This is a genomic window from Streptomyces sp. NPDC048111, from assembly GCF_043202815.1.
In the GTDB taxonomy this organism is placed as follows: domain Bacteria; phylum Actinomycetota; class Actinomycetes; order Streptomycetales; family Streptomycetaceae; genus Streptomyces.
The window spans coordinates 1-15,735 of record NZ_JBIDBD010000046.1; the positions used below are offsets into that span (position 1 = coordinate 1).

At 72.0% G+C, this 15,735-nt stretch carries 13 protein-coding genes and 1 riboswitch; of the genes, 9 read left to right on the forward strand and 4 right to left on the reverse strand.

Annotated features, from left to right (window positions below; all coding sequences use genetic code 11):
• Positions 1 to 531 precede the first annotated feature (531 nt).
• Together ACGF3I_RS33745 and ACGF3I_RS33750 are read left to right on the forward strand one after the other, a co-directional pair.
• On the forward strand, positions 532 to 1,329 hold the full coding sequence (locus ACGF3I_RS33745) for a carbon-nitrogen hydrolase family protein (protein WP_393138879.1): 798 nt from the start codon (positions 532 to 534) through the stop codon (positions 1,327 to 1,329).
• A gap of 132 nt (positions 1,330 to 1,461) precedes the next feature.
• Entirely contained in the window at positions 1,462 to 3,153 is a 1,692-nt protein-coding gene (locus tag ACGF3I_RS33750) for a flavin monoamine oxidase family protein (protein ID WP_393138881.1), read from the forward strand.
• A gap of 74 nt (positions 3,154 to 3,227) precedes the next feature.
• Here ACGF3I_RS33750 and ACGF3I_RS33755 read toward each other — a convergent pair whose 3' ends face one another.
• The 3 genes from ACGF3I_RS33755 to ACGF3I_RS33765 form a co-directional block, all read right to left on the reverse strand.
• A complete protein-coding gene (locus ACGF3I_RS33755; protein WP_393138883.1) occupies positions 3,228 to 3,992 on the reverse strand; it encodes a DUF5995 family protein in 765 nt (254 codons plus the stop codon).
• 144 nt (positions 3,993 to 4,136) lie between these two features.
• Positions 4,137 to 5,516 (reverse strand): uracil-xanthine permease family protein, encoded by a 1,380-nt coding sequence (locus tag ACGF3I_RS33760; RefSeq protein WP_393138885.1) that lies wholly within the window; start codon positions 5,514 to 5,516, stop codon positions 4,137 to 4,139.
• A 125-nt stretch (positions 5,517 to 5,641) separates the two neighbouring features.
• Positions 5,642 to 6,853 carry an MFS transporter gene (locus tag ACGF3I_RS33765; protein WP_393138887.1) on the reverse strand — a complete coding sequence of 404 codons (1,212 nt, stop codon included), beginning with the start codon at positions 6,851 to 6,853 and terminating at the stop codon, positions 5,642 to 5,644.
• A 124-nt stretch (positions 6,854 to 6,977) separates the two neighbouring features.
• Here ACGF3I_RS33765 and ACGF3I_RS33770 point away from each other — a divergent pair, with 124 nt between their 5' ends.
• The gene (locus tag ACGF3I_RS33770) at positions 6,978 to 8,117 is read left to right on the forward strand and encodes an ROK family transcriptional regulator (protein WP_393138889.1); all 1,140 of its coding nucleotides are present in this window, start codon (positions 6,978 to 6,980) and stop codon (positions 8,115 to 8,117) included.
• Between the two features lie 125 nt (positions 8,118 to 8,242).
• Here ACGF3I_RS33770 and ACGF3I_RS33775 read toward each other — a convergent pair whose 3' ends face one another.
• Positions 8,243 to 10,606 carry a chitinase C-terminal domain-containing protein gene (locus tag ACGF3I_RS33775; protein ID WP_393138891.1) on the reverse strand — a complete coding sequence of 788 codons (2,364 nt, stop codon included), beginning with the start codon at positions 10,604 to 10,606 and terminating at the stop codon, positions 8,243 to 8,245.
• Between the two features lie 285 nt (positions 10,607 to 10,891).
• Positions 10,892 to 11,022, forward strand: a riboswitch (FMN riboswitch).
• A 192-nt stretch (positions 11,023 to 11,214) separates the two neighbouring features.
• On the opposite strand from ACGF3I_RS33775, the gene ribD reads away from it, so the two are divergent.
• Genes ribD through ACGF3I_RS33805 form a run of 6 tightly spaced genes read left to right on the forward strand, consistent with a single transcriptional unit; the run spans position 11,215 to position 15,684 of the window.
• Positions 11,215 to 12,276, forward strand: coding sequence for a bifunctional diaminohydroxyphosphoribosylaminopyrimidine deaminase/5-amino-6-(5-phosphoribosylamino)uracil reductase RibD (gene ribD / locus ACGF3I_RS33780; RefSeq protein WP_393138923.1), 1,062 nt, complete (start codon positions 11,215 to 11,217; stop codon positions 12,274 to 12,276).
• Position 12,277: 1 nt separating this feature from the next.
• Positions 12,278 to 12,886, forward strand: coding sequence for a riboflavin synthase (locus ACGF3I_RS33785; RefSeq protein WP_393138893.1), 609 nt, complete (start codon positions 12,278 to 12,280; stop codon positions 12,884 to 12,886).
• Positions 12,883 to 13,536: a nicotinamide riboside transporter PnuC gene (locus ACGF3I_RS33790; protein ID WP_393138895.1), complete on the forward strand. Its 654-nt coding sequence runs from the start codon at positions 12,883 to 12,885 to the stop codon at positions 13,534 to 13,536. The genes ACGF3I_RS33785 and ACGF3I_RS33790 overlap by 4 nt, the downstream gene beginning before the upstream one ends.
• Positions 13,533 to 14,831: a bifunctional 3,4-dihydroxy-2-butanone-4-phosphate synthase/GTP cyclohydrolase II gene (locus tag ACGF3I_RS33795; protein ID WP_393138897.1), complete on the forward strand. Its 1,299-nt coding sequence runs from the start codon at positions 13,533 to 13,535 to the stop codon at positions 14,829 to 14,831. Before ACGF3I_RS33790 ends, ACGF3I_RS33795 begins: the two co-directional genes overlap by 4 nt.
• A gap of 50 nt (positions 14,832 to 14,881) precedes the next feature.
• The gene (ribH, locus tag ACGF3I_RS33800; protein WP_393138899.1) at positions 14,882 to 15,367 is read left to right on the forward strand and encodes a 6,7-dimethyl-8-ribityllumazine synthase; all 486 of its coding nucleotides are present in this window, start codon (positions 14,882 to 14,884) and stop codon (positions 15,365 to 15,367) included.
• Between the two features lie 35 nt (positions 15,368 to 15,402).
• Positions 15,403 to 15,684 (forward strand): phosphoribosyl-ATP diphosphatase, encoded by a 282-nt coding sequence (locus ACGF3I_RS33805; RefSeq protein ID WP_100577332.1) that lies wholly within the window; start codon positions 15,403 to 15,405, stop codon positions 15,682 to 15,684.
• Positions 15,685 to 15,735: the final 51 nt, after the last annotated feature.

A 15,735-nucleotide genomic window follows, 5' to 3' on the forward strand; every position in this document is an offset into this window, starting at 1 on the left:
CGCCCAGGGGCGCGGGGAACTGCGCGAGAAGCGACCACGACCCGCAGACGGCCGAGGGGGTTGAGGGGGCGCGGGGAACTGCGCAAACCCCGGCCGGCACCGGTCCCGCCCAGGGGCGCGGGGAACTGCGCGAGAAGCGGCCACGGCCCGCAGACGGCCGGGGGGGTTGAGGGGGCGCGGGGAACTGCGCAAACCCCGGGCCGGCACCGGTCCCGCCCAGGGGCGCGGGGAACTGCGCGAGAAGCGACCACGGCCCGCAGACGGCCGGGGGGGTTGAAGGGGCGCGGGGAACTGCGCAAACCCCGGGCATCCCCAGCACCGCCAGCGGCGCGGCCGGATGCCCCCGGCCGTGGGGGCGGGGCCACGGTGGGCCGTGCCCAAGCGGAGGGCGCAATGAATCTTCGCCGGGCGGCGATCTTGCGCAACGAATCGCCTGCCCGCACGCAACGCTGGCACCTTGTACCCCCCGAACCCCGGAACGTACCGTCTAGTGACCCCACCCCGCACCAAAGCCCCCGCCGAGGACTGCCCATGCCCGCGTTGCGCACCGCCCTGCTCCAGAGCTCCGGCAGTCTCTCGGACGTCGCCGCGAACCTGAAGGCCCTGGACGAGGCGGCCGGGCAAGCGGCCGCCACCGGCGCCGGGCTGATCGTCTGCCCCGAGCTGTTCCTCACCGGCTACGCCATCGGCGACGACATCGCGCGGCTGGCCGAGCCCGCCGACGGCCCCTCCGCGCGGGCCGTCGCGGACATCGCCGTACGCCACGGACTGGCCGTCGTCTACGGCTACCCGGAGCGCGACGGCGACGCGGTCTACAACGCCGCCCAGCTCATCGGCCCCGACGGCGCCCGTCTCGCGAACTACCGCAAGACCCACCTCTTCGGCTGCTTCGAGCAGGAGTCGTTCACGCCGGGCGACCGGCCCGTCGTCCAGGCCGAGCTGAACGGCCTGCGCATCGGCATGATGATCTGCTACGACGTGGAGTTCCCCGAGAACGTACGGGCCCACGCCCTGGCCGGCACCGACCTCCTCCTGGTGCCCACCGCCCAGATGCACCCGTTCCAGTTCGTCGCCGAGTCCCTCGTCCCGGTCCGCGCCTTCGAGAACCAGCTGTACGTCGCGTACGTCAACCGCACCGGCCCCGAGGGCGCGTTCGAGTTCGTCGGGCTCAGCTGCCTGGCCGGCCCCGACGGCGCCGCCAGGGCCCGCGCCGGCCGCGGCACCGAGCTGGTCGTCGGGGACGTCGACCCCGAGTTCCTGGCCGCCTCGCGCGCCAACAACCCGTACCTGCGCGACCGCCGCCCCGGCCTCTACACCTCCCTCGTATGAGCCCGCAGCTCTGAGCGCGCCCGAGTCCGCCCCAGCCCGCCCGAGCCCGTCCAGGTGTCACGGCGTCCAGGCGCCCGCGCGGCCGCCCCCCCACCCCCTCACCTTCCGTACTGTGCAAGGAGCCCGTACCCCATGACGTCCACGGTGCCCACCGCCGTCCAGCACATCGACGAGCAGCCGCCCGTCACGATGTTCGGGCCGGACTTCCCCTACGCGTACGACGACTACCTCGCGCACCCGGCCGGGCTCGGCCAGATACCCGCGACCGAGCACGGCGCGGAGGTCGCGGTCATCGGCGGCGGCCTCTCCGGCATCGTCGCGGCGTACGAGCTGATGAAGATGGGCCTCAAGCCCGTCGTGTACGAGGCGGACCAGATCGGCGGCCGGCTGCGCACCGTCGGCTTCCCGGGCTGCGACCCGGAGCTGACCGCCGAGATGGGCGCCATGCGGTTCCCCCCGTGCTCCACCGCGCTCCAGCACTACATCGACCTGGTGGGCCTGGAGACCAAGCCGTTCCCCAACCCGCTGGCGCCCGACACCCCCTCCACGGTCGTCGACCTCAAGGGCGAGTCCCACTACGCGACGTCCGTCGACGATCTGCCGCCCGTGTACCGCGAGGTCATGGACGCCTGGAACGCCTGCCTCGAAGAGGGCGCCGACTTCACGGACATGAACCAGGCGATCCGCGAGCGCGACGTCCCGCGCATCCGCGAGATCTGGGCGAAGCTCGTCGAGAAGCTCGACAACCAGACCTTCTACGGCTACCTCTGCGACTCCGAGGCCTTCAAGTCCTTCAGGCACCGCGAGATCTTCGGCCAGGTCGGCTTCGGCACCGGTGGCTGGGACACCGACTTCCCGAACTCCATCCTGGAGATCCTGCGCGTCGTCTACACCGAGGCCGACGACCACCACCGCGGCATCGTCGGCGGTTCGCAGCAGCTGCCGCTGCGCCTGTGGGAGCGCGAGCCGCAGAAGACCGTCCACTGGGCGCAGGGCACCTCGCTCTCCTCGCTGCACGACGGCGCGCCCCGGCCCGCCGTGACCCGGCTGCACCGCACCGCGGGCAACCGCATCACGGTCACGGACGCCGACGGCGACATCCGCACCTTCCGCGCCGCGATCTTCACGGCGCAGTCCTGGATGCTGCTCTCCAAGATCGCCTGTGACGACTCGCTCTTCCCGATCGACCACTGGACGGCGATCGAGCGCACCCACTACATGGAGTCCTCCAAGCTGTTCGTGCCCGTCGACCGGCCGTTCTGGCTGGACAAGGACGAGGAGACCGGCCGTGACGTCATGTCGATGACGCTCACCGACCGCATGACGCGCGGCACGTACCTGCTCGACGACGGCCCCGATAAGCCCGCCGTCATCTGCCTCTCCTACACGTGGTGCGACGACAGCCTCAAGTGGCTCCCGCTGTCGGCGAACGAGCGCATGGAGGTCATGCTCAAGTCGCTCGGCGAGATCTACCCCAAGGTCGACATCCGGGGCCACATCATCGGCAACCCGGTGACCGTGTCCTGGGAGAACGAGCCGTACTTCATGGGCGCGTTCAAGGCCAACCTGCCCGGGCACTACCGCTACCAGCGCCGTCTGTTCACGCACTTCATGCAGGACGCGCTGCCCGAGGACAAGCGCGGCATCTTCCTCGCGGGCGACGACATCTCCTGGACGGCCGGCTGGGCCGAGGGCGCGGTGCAGACCGCGCTCAACGCGGTGTGGGGCGTGATGCACCACTTCGGCGGGACCACGGACGCGACCAACCCCGGACCGGGCGACCTCTACGACTCGATCGCCCCCGTCGAACTCCCCGAGGACTAGGTCCGGGAAGGGCCGGCTTCCGGAGCCGGCCCCGAGGGTCCGGACGGCCCGGCCCGTCCGGAGCGCCGCGGGGGTCAGTCCTCCATCGGGTGGCGGCGCCGGGCGGCCGGGACCGGAAGCGGGGTCAGCAGACAGCGGGTCACCAGGCCCACGCCCGCGTCCAGCCGGTCGGTGAACTCCTGGGCCAGGGACGGGAGTTCGCGCAGCTGCCACAGGACTTTCGCCGCCGACCACGAGGCGTCCCGCGCCCGGTCCAGGCTCCACGAGGCGAGCAGGTGCGTCAGTGGATCGGCCACCTCGAACAGGTCGGGACCGGGCATCAGCTCCTCGCGCACCCGTTCCTCCAGGAGCGCCAGGGTGTCCCCGACGCGGTCGAAGTCCCGTTCCAGGGCGGCGGGTTCACAGTCCAGGACCCGGCAGCTGTCGACCACCGCGAGCGTCAGGTCGTGTCCGATGTGGGCGTTGATCCCGGCCAGCGCGAACTGCAGCGGGCGTACCCCGGGGTGGCGCCGGTACTGGAACAGCGGACGCCAGCAGTCCGGTGGGCGCCGGCCGGACCGGATCGCCTCCACGGCGGCCAGATAGCGCCCGGCGAAGAGCACGTCCAGGGTGGCCGCGGACCGGGGGTCGGCGAAGCCGCCGTGACCGAGGAGCCGGGAGATCTCCTCGGTCACCGTCAGATAGACGCGGTTGAAGACCGCGATGCCGTCCCGGGCCGGCAGGTCGGCGCGCAGGGCGCGCATCCGCCGGACCACGGGTTCCAGGGGCGCGGCGAACCGGTGGGTGTGCCCGGGGTGCGGGGCGGGCGGAGCGGTCTCGGGCCGGGCGGTCTGCGTCATGGGGGCAGCGTGACAGCCCGCCCACCGCGCCGAGCACCGCCGTAAGGGGGCGTGACCGGAACGGATGAACCCTGGCCGGACGGCGCCCCGCCGCGCCCCGCAGGGCCTACGTCCGCGTGCGGGGCCCGCCGCGCGGGACGGCTGCTAGGCCTGGTCCTTCTCGTAGGAGGACGTGCCCGAATCGAGCAGCGGCTCCTGCTCCTTGAGGTGGGCGGGGGCCAGGGCGCGCAGCACGTGGTACCCGGTGATCACCACGATCGTGCCGAGCGCGATACCGCTGAGCTGGAAGTTGTCGCTGAACTTCAGGGTGACGTTGCCGATGCCGATGATGATGCCCGCGGCGGCCGGCACCAGGTTCAGCGGGTTGCGCAGGTCGACCTTCGCGTTGATCCAGATCTGGGCGCCGAGCAGCCCGATCATGCCGTACAGGATGACCGTGATGCCGCCGAGCACACCGCCCGGGATCGCCGCCACGACGGCGCCGAACTTGGGGCACAGCCCGAAGAGCAGGGCGAAACCGGCGGCGGCCCAGTAGGCCGCCGTCGAGTAGACGCGGGTGGCGGCCATGACGCCGATGTTCTCGGAGTACGTGGTGTTGGGCGGGCCGCCCACCGCGGTCGAGAGCATGGATCCGGCGCCGTCGGCGGCGATCGCGGTGCCCAGCTTGTCGTCGAGGTTGGTGCCGGTCATCTCGCCGACGGCCTTGACGTGGCCCGCGTTCTCGGCGATCAGCGCGATGACGACGGGCAGCGCGACGAGGATCGCGGACCATTCGAAGCTCGGCGCGTGGAAGCTCGGCAGGCCGATCCAGTCGGCCTTGCCGACGCCGGACAGATCGAGCCGCCAGTGGTCGACGGCCTGCGGCCCGCCGTTCACCGAGTGGATCCTGCCGAAGACGCGGTCCAGCAGCCAGGAGAGGCCGTACCCGAAGATCAGCCCGAGGAAGATCGCGATGCGGGACCAGAACCCGCGCAGGCACACCACGGCCAGACCGGTGAACAGCATCACCAGGAGCGCCGTCCACTGGTCCTGGGGCCAGTAGGTGGCGGCGGTGACCGGCGCCAGGTTGAAGCCGATCAGCATCACCACGGCGCCCGTGACGATCGGCGGCATCGCGGCGTGGATGATCCGTGCGCCGAACCGCTGCACCGCGAGACCGACGAAGAACAGCACCACGCCCACGACGAAGACCGCGCCCGTCACGGTGGCGCTGGTGCCGCCGGTGGCACGGATCGCGGCGGCGACGCCCACGAAGGAGAGCGAGCAGCCGAGGTAGCTGGGCACCCGGCCCTTGGTGGCGAGCAGGAAGATGACCGTCGCGATGCCGGACATCATGATCGCGAGGTTGGGGTCGAGGCCCATCAGGACCGGCGAGACGAACGAGGCGCCGAACATGGCGACCACGTGCTGGGCGCCGAGGCCGACCGTGCGCGGCCAGGACAGCCGCTCGTCGGGGCGTACGACGGCTCCGGGAGCGGGGGTCCGCCCGTCGCCGTGCAGGGTCCAGCGCACGCCGAGGCGCATGGTCGCTCCAGTTCGTCCGTAGGGGTCGGTGACGCGTAAAGATCAGGCCAAATGCTAATGCCGGATCGAGGGCGCCACGCACCCGAGCGGCCGTCGCCCGACCGAGGTCCCGGCGCCCGGACCGTTCAGGCCCGGTGGACCGGCGCCGCCTCCGCCGCGACCGCCGCCTCCCGCGGCCGGGCCCCCGCCCGCAGGACCCGGGCCCCCGCCACCAGGCCGAGCGCCAGCACGGTGACCAGGCCGAACGACACCACCAGGGAGGTCAGGTCGGCGATCCCGCCGATCGCGGACGGGGCGACCAGGCCCGAGGTGTAGGTGATGGTGGCGACCCCCGCGATCGCCTGGCTCGGGTTGGGGCCGCTGCGCCCGGCCGCGGCGAACGCGAGCGGCACCACGACCGCCACCCCGAGCCCCAGCAGTCCGAACCCCGCCATCGCGACCGCCGGGCCCGGCGCGAGCACCACGAGCAGCCCGCCGAGCGTGGCGAGCACGCCGCCCGCGCGTACCGTCCGCACCGCGCCGAACCGGTCGACCCCCTTGTCGCCCGCGAGCCGGGCCACCGCCATGGTCAGGGTGAACGCGGTGGTGCAGGCCGCTGCGGTGCCGGCCGATGCGTCGAGCACGTCCCGCAAATACACCGCCGACCAGTCCAGGCTCGCCCCCTCGGCGAACACCGCGCAGAACCCGACCATGCCGATGATCAGCGCCGACCTGGGCGGCAGCGCGAACCGGGGCGGCGGCGCCTCGTCGGGTGCGCTGCGCAGATCGAGGACGCCCTGGCAGGCGAGGAGGCCCAGCAGGGTCAGCGCCGCGGCGGCGACGATGTGGTGCAGCCGGGCGTCGGCCCCCAGGTGTGCGGCCAGCGTCCCGGCCGCCGAGCCGATCAGCGCGCCCACGCTCCACATGCCGTGCAGCGAGGACATGATCGAGCGGCCGAGCCGGTTCTCGGTCTCCACGCCGAGCGCGTTCATCGCCACGTCCGCCATCCCGGCGCTCGCGCCGTACGCGAAGAGGACGGCGCACAGCGTGTAGACGTTCGGCGCGAGGGCGGGCAGGGCGAGTGCGAGGGTCCACAGGGCGAGCAGTCCGCGCAGGGCGGCGCGCGCCCCGAACCGGTGGGTCACGGCGCCGGACAGCGGCATCAGCAGGGAGGAGCCGATCGCGGGAAAGGCGAGGGCGAGGCCGAGCTGGCCGGCGGAGACCCCGGCGTGCTCCTGGATCCAGGGCACGCGGGTGGCGAAATTGCCCGTCACCGCGCCGTGCACGCAGAAGACCGCGGCGATCGCGAGGCGCGCACGCCTCAACTGCCGTTGGTCCAGAGCCGGTTCGGCTGCCATCGGCCGGTTCCCCCTCCGTCGTGCGGCGGCCTCTCCGTCGCCCGGGGCGTAAACTATCAGGAACCCTGCCTGATAAATAGAACGGGTGGCGTTCCGCCTCCGGCCGTCTGGAAGGATTCCCGGCATGCCCGCATCCCCGAGCACCGCCCGGGCCATCAACGACCGGCTCGCCCTGCGTCTGCTGCAGGACGAGGGCCCGTTGACGGCCGGCCAGCTCAAGAACCTCACCGGACTCTCCCGGCCCACCGTCGCCGACCTCGTCGAACGCCTCCAGGGCTCGGGTCTCGTGCACGTCGTGGGGGAGTCGGGCGCCGAGCGGCGCGGCCCCAACGCGCGCCTGTACGCGATCGTCGCCGATCTGGCCCACCTCGCCGCCCTCGACGTGCGTACCCGCAGCGTCTCGCTGGTGGTGGCCGATCTGCTGGGGCGCCCCCTCGCCGAGGCGACGCTGCCCATCGAGCCGGAGGCCGGGACCGGGCCGGCCGTGGAGCAGGCCGTCGCCCTTCTGGAGCGCACCGCGAAGGACGCGGGCGCCGAGCGGCTGCACAGTGTCGGGATCGGCGCGCCCGGGCTCATCGACCCGGTGAGCGGTGAACTGCGCGACACCACGGGTCTGCCCGCCTGGCACCGCGAACTGGTCCGCGTCCTGGCCAGGAGGCTGCCGGCCGCCGTGCTCGTCGAGAACGAGACCAACCTGGCCGCGGTCGCCGAACAGCGCCTCGGCGCCGCCCGCGGCCAAGACACCTTCGTACTGCTCTGGCTCGGCCAGGGCATCGGAGCGGCCGTCGTCCTGGACGGCGCGCTGCGCAGGGGCGCCTCGGGCGGCGCGGGCGAGATCGGGTTCATGCCGGTGCCGGGCACCAGCGGGCTGCCGTCCGCGACCGGCTGCGACGGCGGTTTCCACGAGCTGGTCCACGCGGGCGCGGTGGCCCGCCTCGCCGCCGGTCACGGCAGGACGGGCAGCGCCGAGGAGGCCGTACGGGACGCCGACGGGCCCTTCCTCGACGCGCTGGCCCAGCGCCTGGCCGTCGGGGCGGCCGGCGTGGTCGCGGTGCTCGACCCCGGGCTCATCGTGCTCGGCGGTGAACTCGGCCACGCGGGCGGCCCGTTGCTGGCCTCGCGGGTGCAGCGCGCCCTGTCCGCCCTGACCCCGCTCGCGACCGAGGTCAGGCCGAGCGCCCTGGGGGACGGAGCGGTCCTCGGCGGCGCCCTGCTGACCGCACGGGACGCCGCCCAGGACGAGCTCTTCACCCCAAAGGGCTGACTGGACAAGAGATGTGAGGCTCCGTCAGAAGAAGGACGGCGCCTCAAGGGGGGCGCAGGGCCGGTGGGCCCGACGGCGGCCAAGGGCCGGGAGACCGCCGCCGGGCGTTTGGCGGGGGAGGCGGATCAGCAGGCGCCGAGGTCCTGCCACACTCCCCAGTCACCGGTGGTACCCGGTTCTTCGCCCTTCGTCCACCACTTGGACTTCCAGGTGTGCGACTTGTACGACACGGTCGTGCCGCCGCCGTACGCCGAACCCGCCGACCAGACCGGTGCGGCGCACGTGCCGCCGGGCGCGGTGGGCGAGGGTGAGGGCGAGGGACTGCTCGACCCCGAGGGCGTCGGGGTCGGGGTGGGCGTGGCGGAGCCCGGGTCGCTCACGACCGCGCCCCGGGTGTGGTCGCCGGCCAGCGCGTAGGTCTTGCCACCGAAGGTCACCGTCCAGTTGGAGGGGGTGGAAACCGGCAGGTAGTAGACGAAGTCGAGGGCGACCGAGGCGCCCGGCGCCAGCGACTGCCAGCTCGGCAGCTTCAGCGAGACGCGGTTGTAGTCGCCCTTCAGTCCACCGATGTTGTTCGCCGCGCTGTGGTCGCTGCGCACGATCGTCGTGCCGAATCCGGACTGGTCCTTGGCGTTGGCCGGGGCCGAGGTGCCGTAGTCGAACTGGAACTCCGTGCCGCCGGGCAGCGTCGCCGTGGTGTTGTTGGTGATCGTCACCTTGGGGCTGATCGGGTAGTTGGAGTCGCCGAGCGGGAACTGCCCGAAGTCCACCCCGATGTTCAGGGCCTGGTTCGGCAGGTCGACGGTGGAGCGCCGGTTGCCGTACGGGGTCGCCGACTTGAAGGCGTCGTACATCTCGCTCGTCAGCGTCGAGCCCTGCTCGTACTGGCCCTTGGCGGCGTTCCACCCGTAGTCGCCGGCCAGCTCCCAGACCATGGTGCCGCCGATGCCCTTGTCCACGACGTAGTCGGCCTTGGCCTTCACCGACTGCTCGTCCTCGGTGGACAGGAAGACCTTCTTCTGGTCGTTCCACAGCCAGGGCGCGACCAGCGTCGCGTCGTAGTTGCGGACGTAGGTGCCGGTGAGCTTGGTGGTGGCGGGGAGGCCGTACTTGCCGACGTAGTCGCCGACGATCCCCTTCTCCAGGTTCTTGGCATGCCACATCGGGTTGGAGCCGGCCGGGGCCTCCTTGCCGTTGGCGTCCAGGTCGTGCCAGAGGTTGTCGATGCCGACGGCGCCGTCACCGCAGGTGGTGAGCCCGGCGCCGGCCGGACAGGTGGTCGAGGGCGCCTTGCCCCACAGGCCGTTGGTGCCGCCCTGTACGTTCTCGAAGCCGCGCGTGTAGTACGGCAGGCCCATGTTGATGCGCCCGGCCGGCATCGAGCCGCGGAAGTAGTGGTAGGCCCAGTCGGCGTTGAGGTAGCCGATCCCGCCGTACTGCGAGGTCGAGTACACCCCGGCCGCCGCGAGTTCCGCGTCCTTGCCGTCGTCGAAGAGCGAGGCGTTGGGGCCGACGTACTGGTTCCAGGCGCCGTGCAGGTCGTAGGACATGATGTTGACGTAGTCCAGGTACTGCTGGACCTGGAAGGTCTCCATGCCGCGCAGCAGATAGCCGGAGGACGGCGCGGCCACGGACAGCAGGTAGTGCTTGCCGTCGGCCGCCCCCGCGCGGTCGAGCTTCTCGCGCAGCGACTTCATCAGCGCCGCGTAGCCCTTGACGAGACCGGCCCGGCGGGCGTTGGAGAGGGTCAGGTCGAGCGGGTTGCCGGCGTCCTTCATCGTCGTCGGGTACTCGTAGTCGATGTCGACGCCGTTGAAGCCGTACTTCTTGATGAACGCGACGGCCGAGTCGGCGAAGGTGTCGACGCCCGCCTGGTTGACCGAGCCGTCCGCGTTGGTGGCCATCGAGTAGAAGCCGCCGGAGTCCACGCGCTTGCCGTCGTCGCCGAAGTAGCCGCCGGTCTCCGCCCAACCGCCCACGGATATCAGGGTCTTGACGTTCGGGTGCTGCTTCTTGAACTTGGTGAGCAGATTGAAATGGCCCTTGTAGGGGAGTGCCGGGTCCATCTCCGCGCCGGGGACGCCCGGCCAGGTCATACCGGTCGCGGCGTTCTTCTCGCTGTCTCCGCCGACGGAGATCCGGTTGTCCGAACCGACGTGCGCGAAGGCGTAGTTGATGTGGGTCACCTTGTCCCACGGGATGTCGGACGCCAGGTAGGCGGGGGTGCCGTCCTGGCCGGTGCGCCAGCCGGTGAAGTAGCCGATGACGCGGCGCTGGTGGTCGGCGCCCATCTTCTCGCGGCCGGCGGTGTCGTACACCGAGCAGTACGGGACGTCCACGCCCGGGGTCTTGTACAGACCGTCGGGGCGACAGGCCTCGTTGTCGACGGCGGCCTGCGAGACGCCGGTGGACAGCGCGCCGAACAGCAGCCCGGCGACCGCGGTGGCGGCCGTGAGCAGCGCGGTGCGTCTGCGGGTGGGGGAGAACACGGGCGGTTCCTCCAGGGAGGTCGGGCGGAACACAACGAACAGGGCGGTGGTCGTGCGCGGCCCTGGCGTGCGCACACCGTCGGGCCTCTCCTCGGAGGTGACGCAGAGATTAAAAGGACTAGACCATTGCGTCAATAGGTATGGACCAAAGGCACCGGGTGCCGCTCGTGTCCCGCCGGACCCGCGCCGGAGCGCCGCTCGGATCGGGGGTCCTGTGAGCCAGGCCACATCTCCTCGCCCGTCTGGCCTCCGGCGGGGCGTGGCACACTGGCCCTGTACCAGCAGCAGCGCACTCCGGGGTCGGTGTAATTCCGAACCGGCGGTAATAGTCCGCGACCCGTCCGCATCCAGCGGCCGGTTGACCAGGTGAAATTCCTGGACCGACGGTGAAAGTCCGGATGGGAGGCAGTGCGCGGCGGGCGGACCGTTCCCTACGGTCACGCCGGCCGTCTGTTACCGGTCGTCCACCAGGGCACCGGTCTCTTTCGGCCGTGGCGTGAGCTGTGCGTGACGATCCGTACCCGCTCTCTGTCGTCATCGACAGGCCCCGGAGTCCGTGCCCGAAGAGGCAGGAGGACCCGGTGGCACCCACAGCCGACGCGATCGCCATGCGCCGAGCCGTCGAGCTCGCGGCGCGCGGACTCGGCTCCACCAGCCCCAATCCGGTCGTCGGATGCGTCATCACCGACGCCTCGGGCGCCGTCGTGGGCGAGGGGTACCACCAGCGGGCCGGCGGCCCGCACGCCGAAGTGCACGCCCTCGCCGAGGCGGGCGGGCGCGCCCGGGGCGGCACCGCGTACGTCACCCTCGAACCCTGCAACCACACCGGACGCACCGGCCCGTGCGCCCAGGCGCTCATCGAGGCCGGCGTCGCCCGTGTGCGCTACGCCGTCGGCGACCCGAACCCGCAGGCCACCGGCGGCGCCGACACGCTGCGCGCGGCCGGGGTGGACACCGGGCGCGGTCTGCTCGCGGACGAGGCCGAAGCGGTCAACGCCGCCTGGCTGACCTCCGTACGCCTCGGCCGCCCGCACGTCACCTGGAAGTACGCGGCGACGCTCGACGGGCGCACCGCCGCCGAGGACGGCACCAGCCGCTGGATCACCTCCGCCGAGGCCCGCGCCGACGTCCACCGGCTGCGCGCCGAGTGCGACGCCGTGATCGTCGGCTCCGGCACCGCCCGCACCGACGACCCGCACCTCGCCGTGCGCGGCGTCGAGGGCGCAACGCAGCCCCTGCGCCTGGCCGTTGACACCAACGCCACCGCCGTCAGGCCGGGCGCCCGCATCCTCGACGACGCCGCGCCCACCCTGATCGCGGTCGCCGAGGACGCCGACGCCGCGCACCTGCCCGACGACGCGGTGCTCCGCCTGCCGCGCGCCGCCACCGGCCTCGACGTCCCGGCCCTGCTCGCCGCCCTGCACACCCGCGGCGTGCGCTCCGTACTCCTGGAAGGCGGGCCCACCCTGGCCGGCGCCTTCCTCGCCGCGGGCGCCGTCGACAAGGTCGTCGGCTACCTCGCCCCCGCCCTGCTCGGAGCCGGCCCCGCCGCGCTCGCCGGAGCGGGCGTCACCACCATCGCCGAAGCGCTGCGGCTCAGCCTCACCGAGGCCGTACGCATCGGGCCCGACCTGCGCATCACCGCCGTCCCCGTCGCCAAGGAGCGCTGAAGTGTTCACCGGAATCGTCGAAGAGCTGGGCGAGGTCGCCGCCATCGAGACCCTCGGTGACGCCTCCCGCTTCCGTCTGCGCGGCCCCCTCGTCACCGAAGGCGCCGGCCACGGCGACTCGATCGCCGTCAACGGCGTCTGTCTGACCGTCGTCGAGTTCGGCGACGGCGAGTTCACCGCCGACGTCATGGACGAGACCCTCAAGCGCTCCAGCCTCGGCGCCCTCCAGGTCGGCTCCCGGGTCAACCTGGAGCGGCCCATGGCGGTCGGCGGCCGGCTCGGCGGCCACATCGTGCAGGGCCATGTGGACGGCACCGGCACGGTCCTGGCCCGTACCCCGTCGGAGAACTGGGAGATCGTCAAGATCGCCCTGCCCGGCGACCTCTCCAAGTACGTCGTGGAGAAGGGCTCCATCACCGTCGACGGCGTCAGCCTCACGGTCGTCGAGGCCGCCGCCGACTACTTCACCATCAGCCTCATCCCGACCACCCTCGCGCTGACCACGCTCGGCATCAAGCAGCCCGGCGACCCGGTCAACCTGGAGGTCGACGTCATCGCCAAGTACGTCGAGCGGCTGCTCGGCGCGGGCCACGGGGGGAACACCAAGTGAGCGCGGTCAACTGGCTGAACGGCGAGGCCTTCACGGTCCTCGGTCAGCACATCAAGTGGTCGGACATGATCGGCAACACCATCGGTCTGATCGCCCTCGCACTCGGCTGGCGCCGGTCCATATGGACCTGGCCCGCCCAGTTCGTCTCGGGCCTGATCCTGTTCGTCGCGTTCGCCGCCGGACACCTCTCCGGCAGTGCGGGCAAGCAGGTCGTGGTGATGGTCGTGGCCGCCGGCGGCTGGCTCGCCTGGAGCCGCGGCAGGCAGCAGGCGCAGGACGGCTCCATCGCCGTGCGGTTCGCCACCTGGCGCGAGCGCGGCCTCCTGCTCGCCGGCGCGGCCGTCGGAACGGTGGCCGTCGCCGGCCTGTTCACCGCGTACCCGGCGCTGTCCTGGGACCCGTGGCCCGACGCCTACGTCTTCGTCGGCACCGTCGTCGCGATGTACGCCCAGGCGCGCGGCATGGTCGAGTTCTGGTTCGCCTGGCTCCTGGTCGACCTCGTCGGCGTCCCGCTCAACTTCGCCAACGGATACGCCTTCTCCGGCTTCGTCTACGTCATTTACGGCGCGCTCGTCCTGTGGGGCATGCGCGACTGGTGGCTGCGCTCGCGTACGAGCGTCGAGCCCGCCCTGGAAGGAGCGACGGCATGACCACGCACGCACCCACCTGGTACTCCACCGACAACCGCGAGGACCTCGCGCTCGACCCCGTCGAGCAGGCGATCCGCGACATCGCGGCGGGCCGGCCCGTGGTCGTCGTCGACGACGAGGACCGCGAGAACGAGGGCGACCTCGTCATCGCCGCCGAGAAGGCCACCCCGGAGATCATCGCGTTCATGATGAGCGAGTGCCGCGGCCTGATCTGCGCGCCCATGGAGGGCGAGGACCTCGACCGGCTCGAACTGCCGCAGATGGTCGAGCACAACACCGAGTCGATGAAGACCGCCTTCACTGTCTCCGTCGACGCCACCGCCGCGCACGGCGTGAGCACCGGCATCTCCGCCGCCGACCGCGCCACCACCCTGCGCCTGCTGGCCGACGGCCGCTCGGCCTGCGGCGACTTCGTCCGCCCCGGCCACATCTTCCCGCTGCGCGCCAAGCCCGGCGGCGTCCTGGTGCGCAACGGCCACACCGAGGCCGCGGTCGACCTCGCGCGGCTCGCCGGGCTCGCCCCGGCCGGCGCCATCGTGGAGATCGCGGGCGAGGACGGCGTCATGCTGCGGCTGCCCGAACTCGTCCCGTTCGCCCGCAAGCACGGCCTGACGATCATCTCCATCGAGGACCTGATCGCCTACCGGCGCTCCAGCGAGCCCACCGTGCGGCGCGAGGCCGAGGTCCAACTGCCCACCTCCTCCGGCGAGTTCACGGCGTACGGCTACCGCTCCACCGTCGACGGCGTCGAGCACGTGGCCCTGGTCCACGGCGAGATCGGCGACGGCCAGGACGTCCTGGTGCGGGTCCACTCCGAATGCCTGACCGGCGACATCTTCGGCTCGCTGCGCTGCGACTGCGGCCCCCAGCTCCAGGCCTCCATGGCGCGCATCACCGAGGCCGGCCGGGGCGTCGTGGTCTATCTGCGCGGCCACGAGGGGCGCGGCATCGGCCTGCTCTCCAAGCTGCGGGCCTACGAACTCCAGGAGCGCGGCCGCGACACCCTGGACGCCAACCTGGAGCTCGGGCTGCCCGCCGACGCCCGCGACTACGCGGCCGGCGCCCAGATCCTCGCCGACCTCGGCGTGCACAGCCTGCGGCTCATGACCAACAACCCCGACAAGATCACCGCCCTGGTGCGGCACGGACTGACGGTGTCGGGGCGCGAGCCCATGCCCGTCAAGGCCGGGGAGCACAATCTGCGCTACCTGCGCACCAAGCGCGACCGCATGGGGCACGACCTGCCCTGGCTCGACGGCGCCCCGGCGCCGATGTCGGCCTGCGGCAACCAGTAGACGCCGGCCTCAGGCCGGACAGCACACCGCAAACACCTGAAGGAGAGCACGTGAGTGGCAAGGGCGCACCCGAACTGTCCGTACGCAACTGCGGGGACCTCCGTGTCGCCGTCGTCGCGGCACAGTGGCACGAGAAGGTGATGGACGGACTCGTCGACGGCGCCCTGCGCGCCCTGCACGAACTCGGCATCGACGAGCCCACGCTGCTGCGCGTGCCCGGCAGCTTCGAACTGCCGGTCGTGGCCAAGGTGCTCGCGGGCCGCGGCTACGATGCCGTCGTCGCACTCGGCGTCGTCATCAGGGGCGGCACCCCGCACTTCGACTACGTGTGCCAGGGTGTCACCAACGGCCTCACCCAGGTCACCGTGGACACCGGCGTACCCGTCGGATTCGGCGTGCTGACCTGCGACACCGAGGAGCAGGCCCTGGACCGGGCCGGCCTCGAAGGGTCGAACGAGGACAAGGGCCACGAAGCGGTCACCGCCGCCGTGGCCACCGCGGCCACGCTGCGCACGGTCAGCGAACCCTGGCGCTGAGCGACCGGGGCCCACCCCTTACCCTAAGAAGCATCATGGCGAACAAACCCTCCAAGAGCTTCGAAGAGCTCTTCACCGAGCTCCAGCTCAAGGCCGCCAACGGCGACCCGTCCACCTCCCGCACCGCCGAGCTGGTGGACAAGGGCGTGCATGCCATCGGCAAGAAGGTCGTCGAGGAGGCCGCCGAAGTCTGGATGGCCGCCGAGTACGAGGGCAAGGAAGCCGCCGCCGAGGAGATCTCGCAGCTGCTGTACCACGTCCAGGTGATGATGGTCGCGCGCGGGATCTCCCTCGACGACGTCTACGCCCACCTCTGAGCACCCCCTTCACCCCGGCACACCTCTCGTTGAGCAAAGGAAGCTGACCTC

Coding starts and splice junctions, on each gene's coding strand:
- ribD (WP_393138923.1), top strand. CDS start 11,215: ATGCGCCGAGCCGTCGAGCTCGCGGCGCGCGGACTCGGCTCCACCAGC.
- ACGF3I_RS33760 (WP_393138885.1), bottom strand. CDS start 5,516: ATGCGCCTCGGCGTGCGCTGGACCCTGCACGGCGACGGGCGGACCCCC.
- ACGF3I_RS33755 (WP_393138883.1), bottom strand. CDS start 3,992: ATGACGCAGACCGCCCGGCCCGAGACCGCTCCGCCCGCCCCGCACCCC.
- ACGF3I_RS33765 (WP_393138887.1), bottom strand. CDS start 6,853: ATGGCAGCCGAACCGGCTCTGGACCAACGGCAGTTGAGGCGTGCGCGC.
- ACGF3I_RS33795 (WP_393138897.1), top strand. CDS start 13,533: ATGACCACGCACGCACCCACCTGGTACTCCACCGACAACCGCGAGGAC.
- ACGF3I_RS33770 (WP_393138889.1), top strand. CDS start 6,978: ATGCCCGCATCCCCGAGCACCGCCCGGGCCATCAACGACCGGCTCGCC.
- ACGF3I_RS33750 (WP_393138881.1), top strand. CDS start 1,462: ATGACGTCCACGGTGCCCACCGCCGTCCAGCACATCGACGAGCAGCCG.
- ACGF3I_RS33745 (WP_393138879.1), top strand. CDS start 532: ATGCCCGCGTTGCGCACCGCCCTGCTCCAGAGCTCCGGCAGTCTCTCG.
- ACGF3I_RS33805 (WP_100577332.1), top strand. CDS start 15,403: ATGGCGAACAAACCCTCCAAGAGCTTCGAAGAGCTCTTCACCGAGCTC.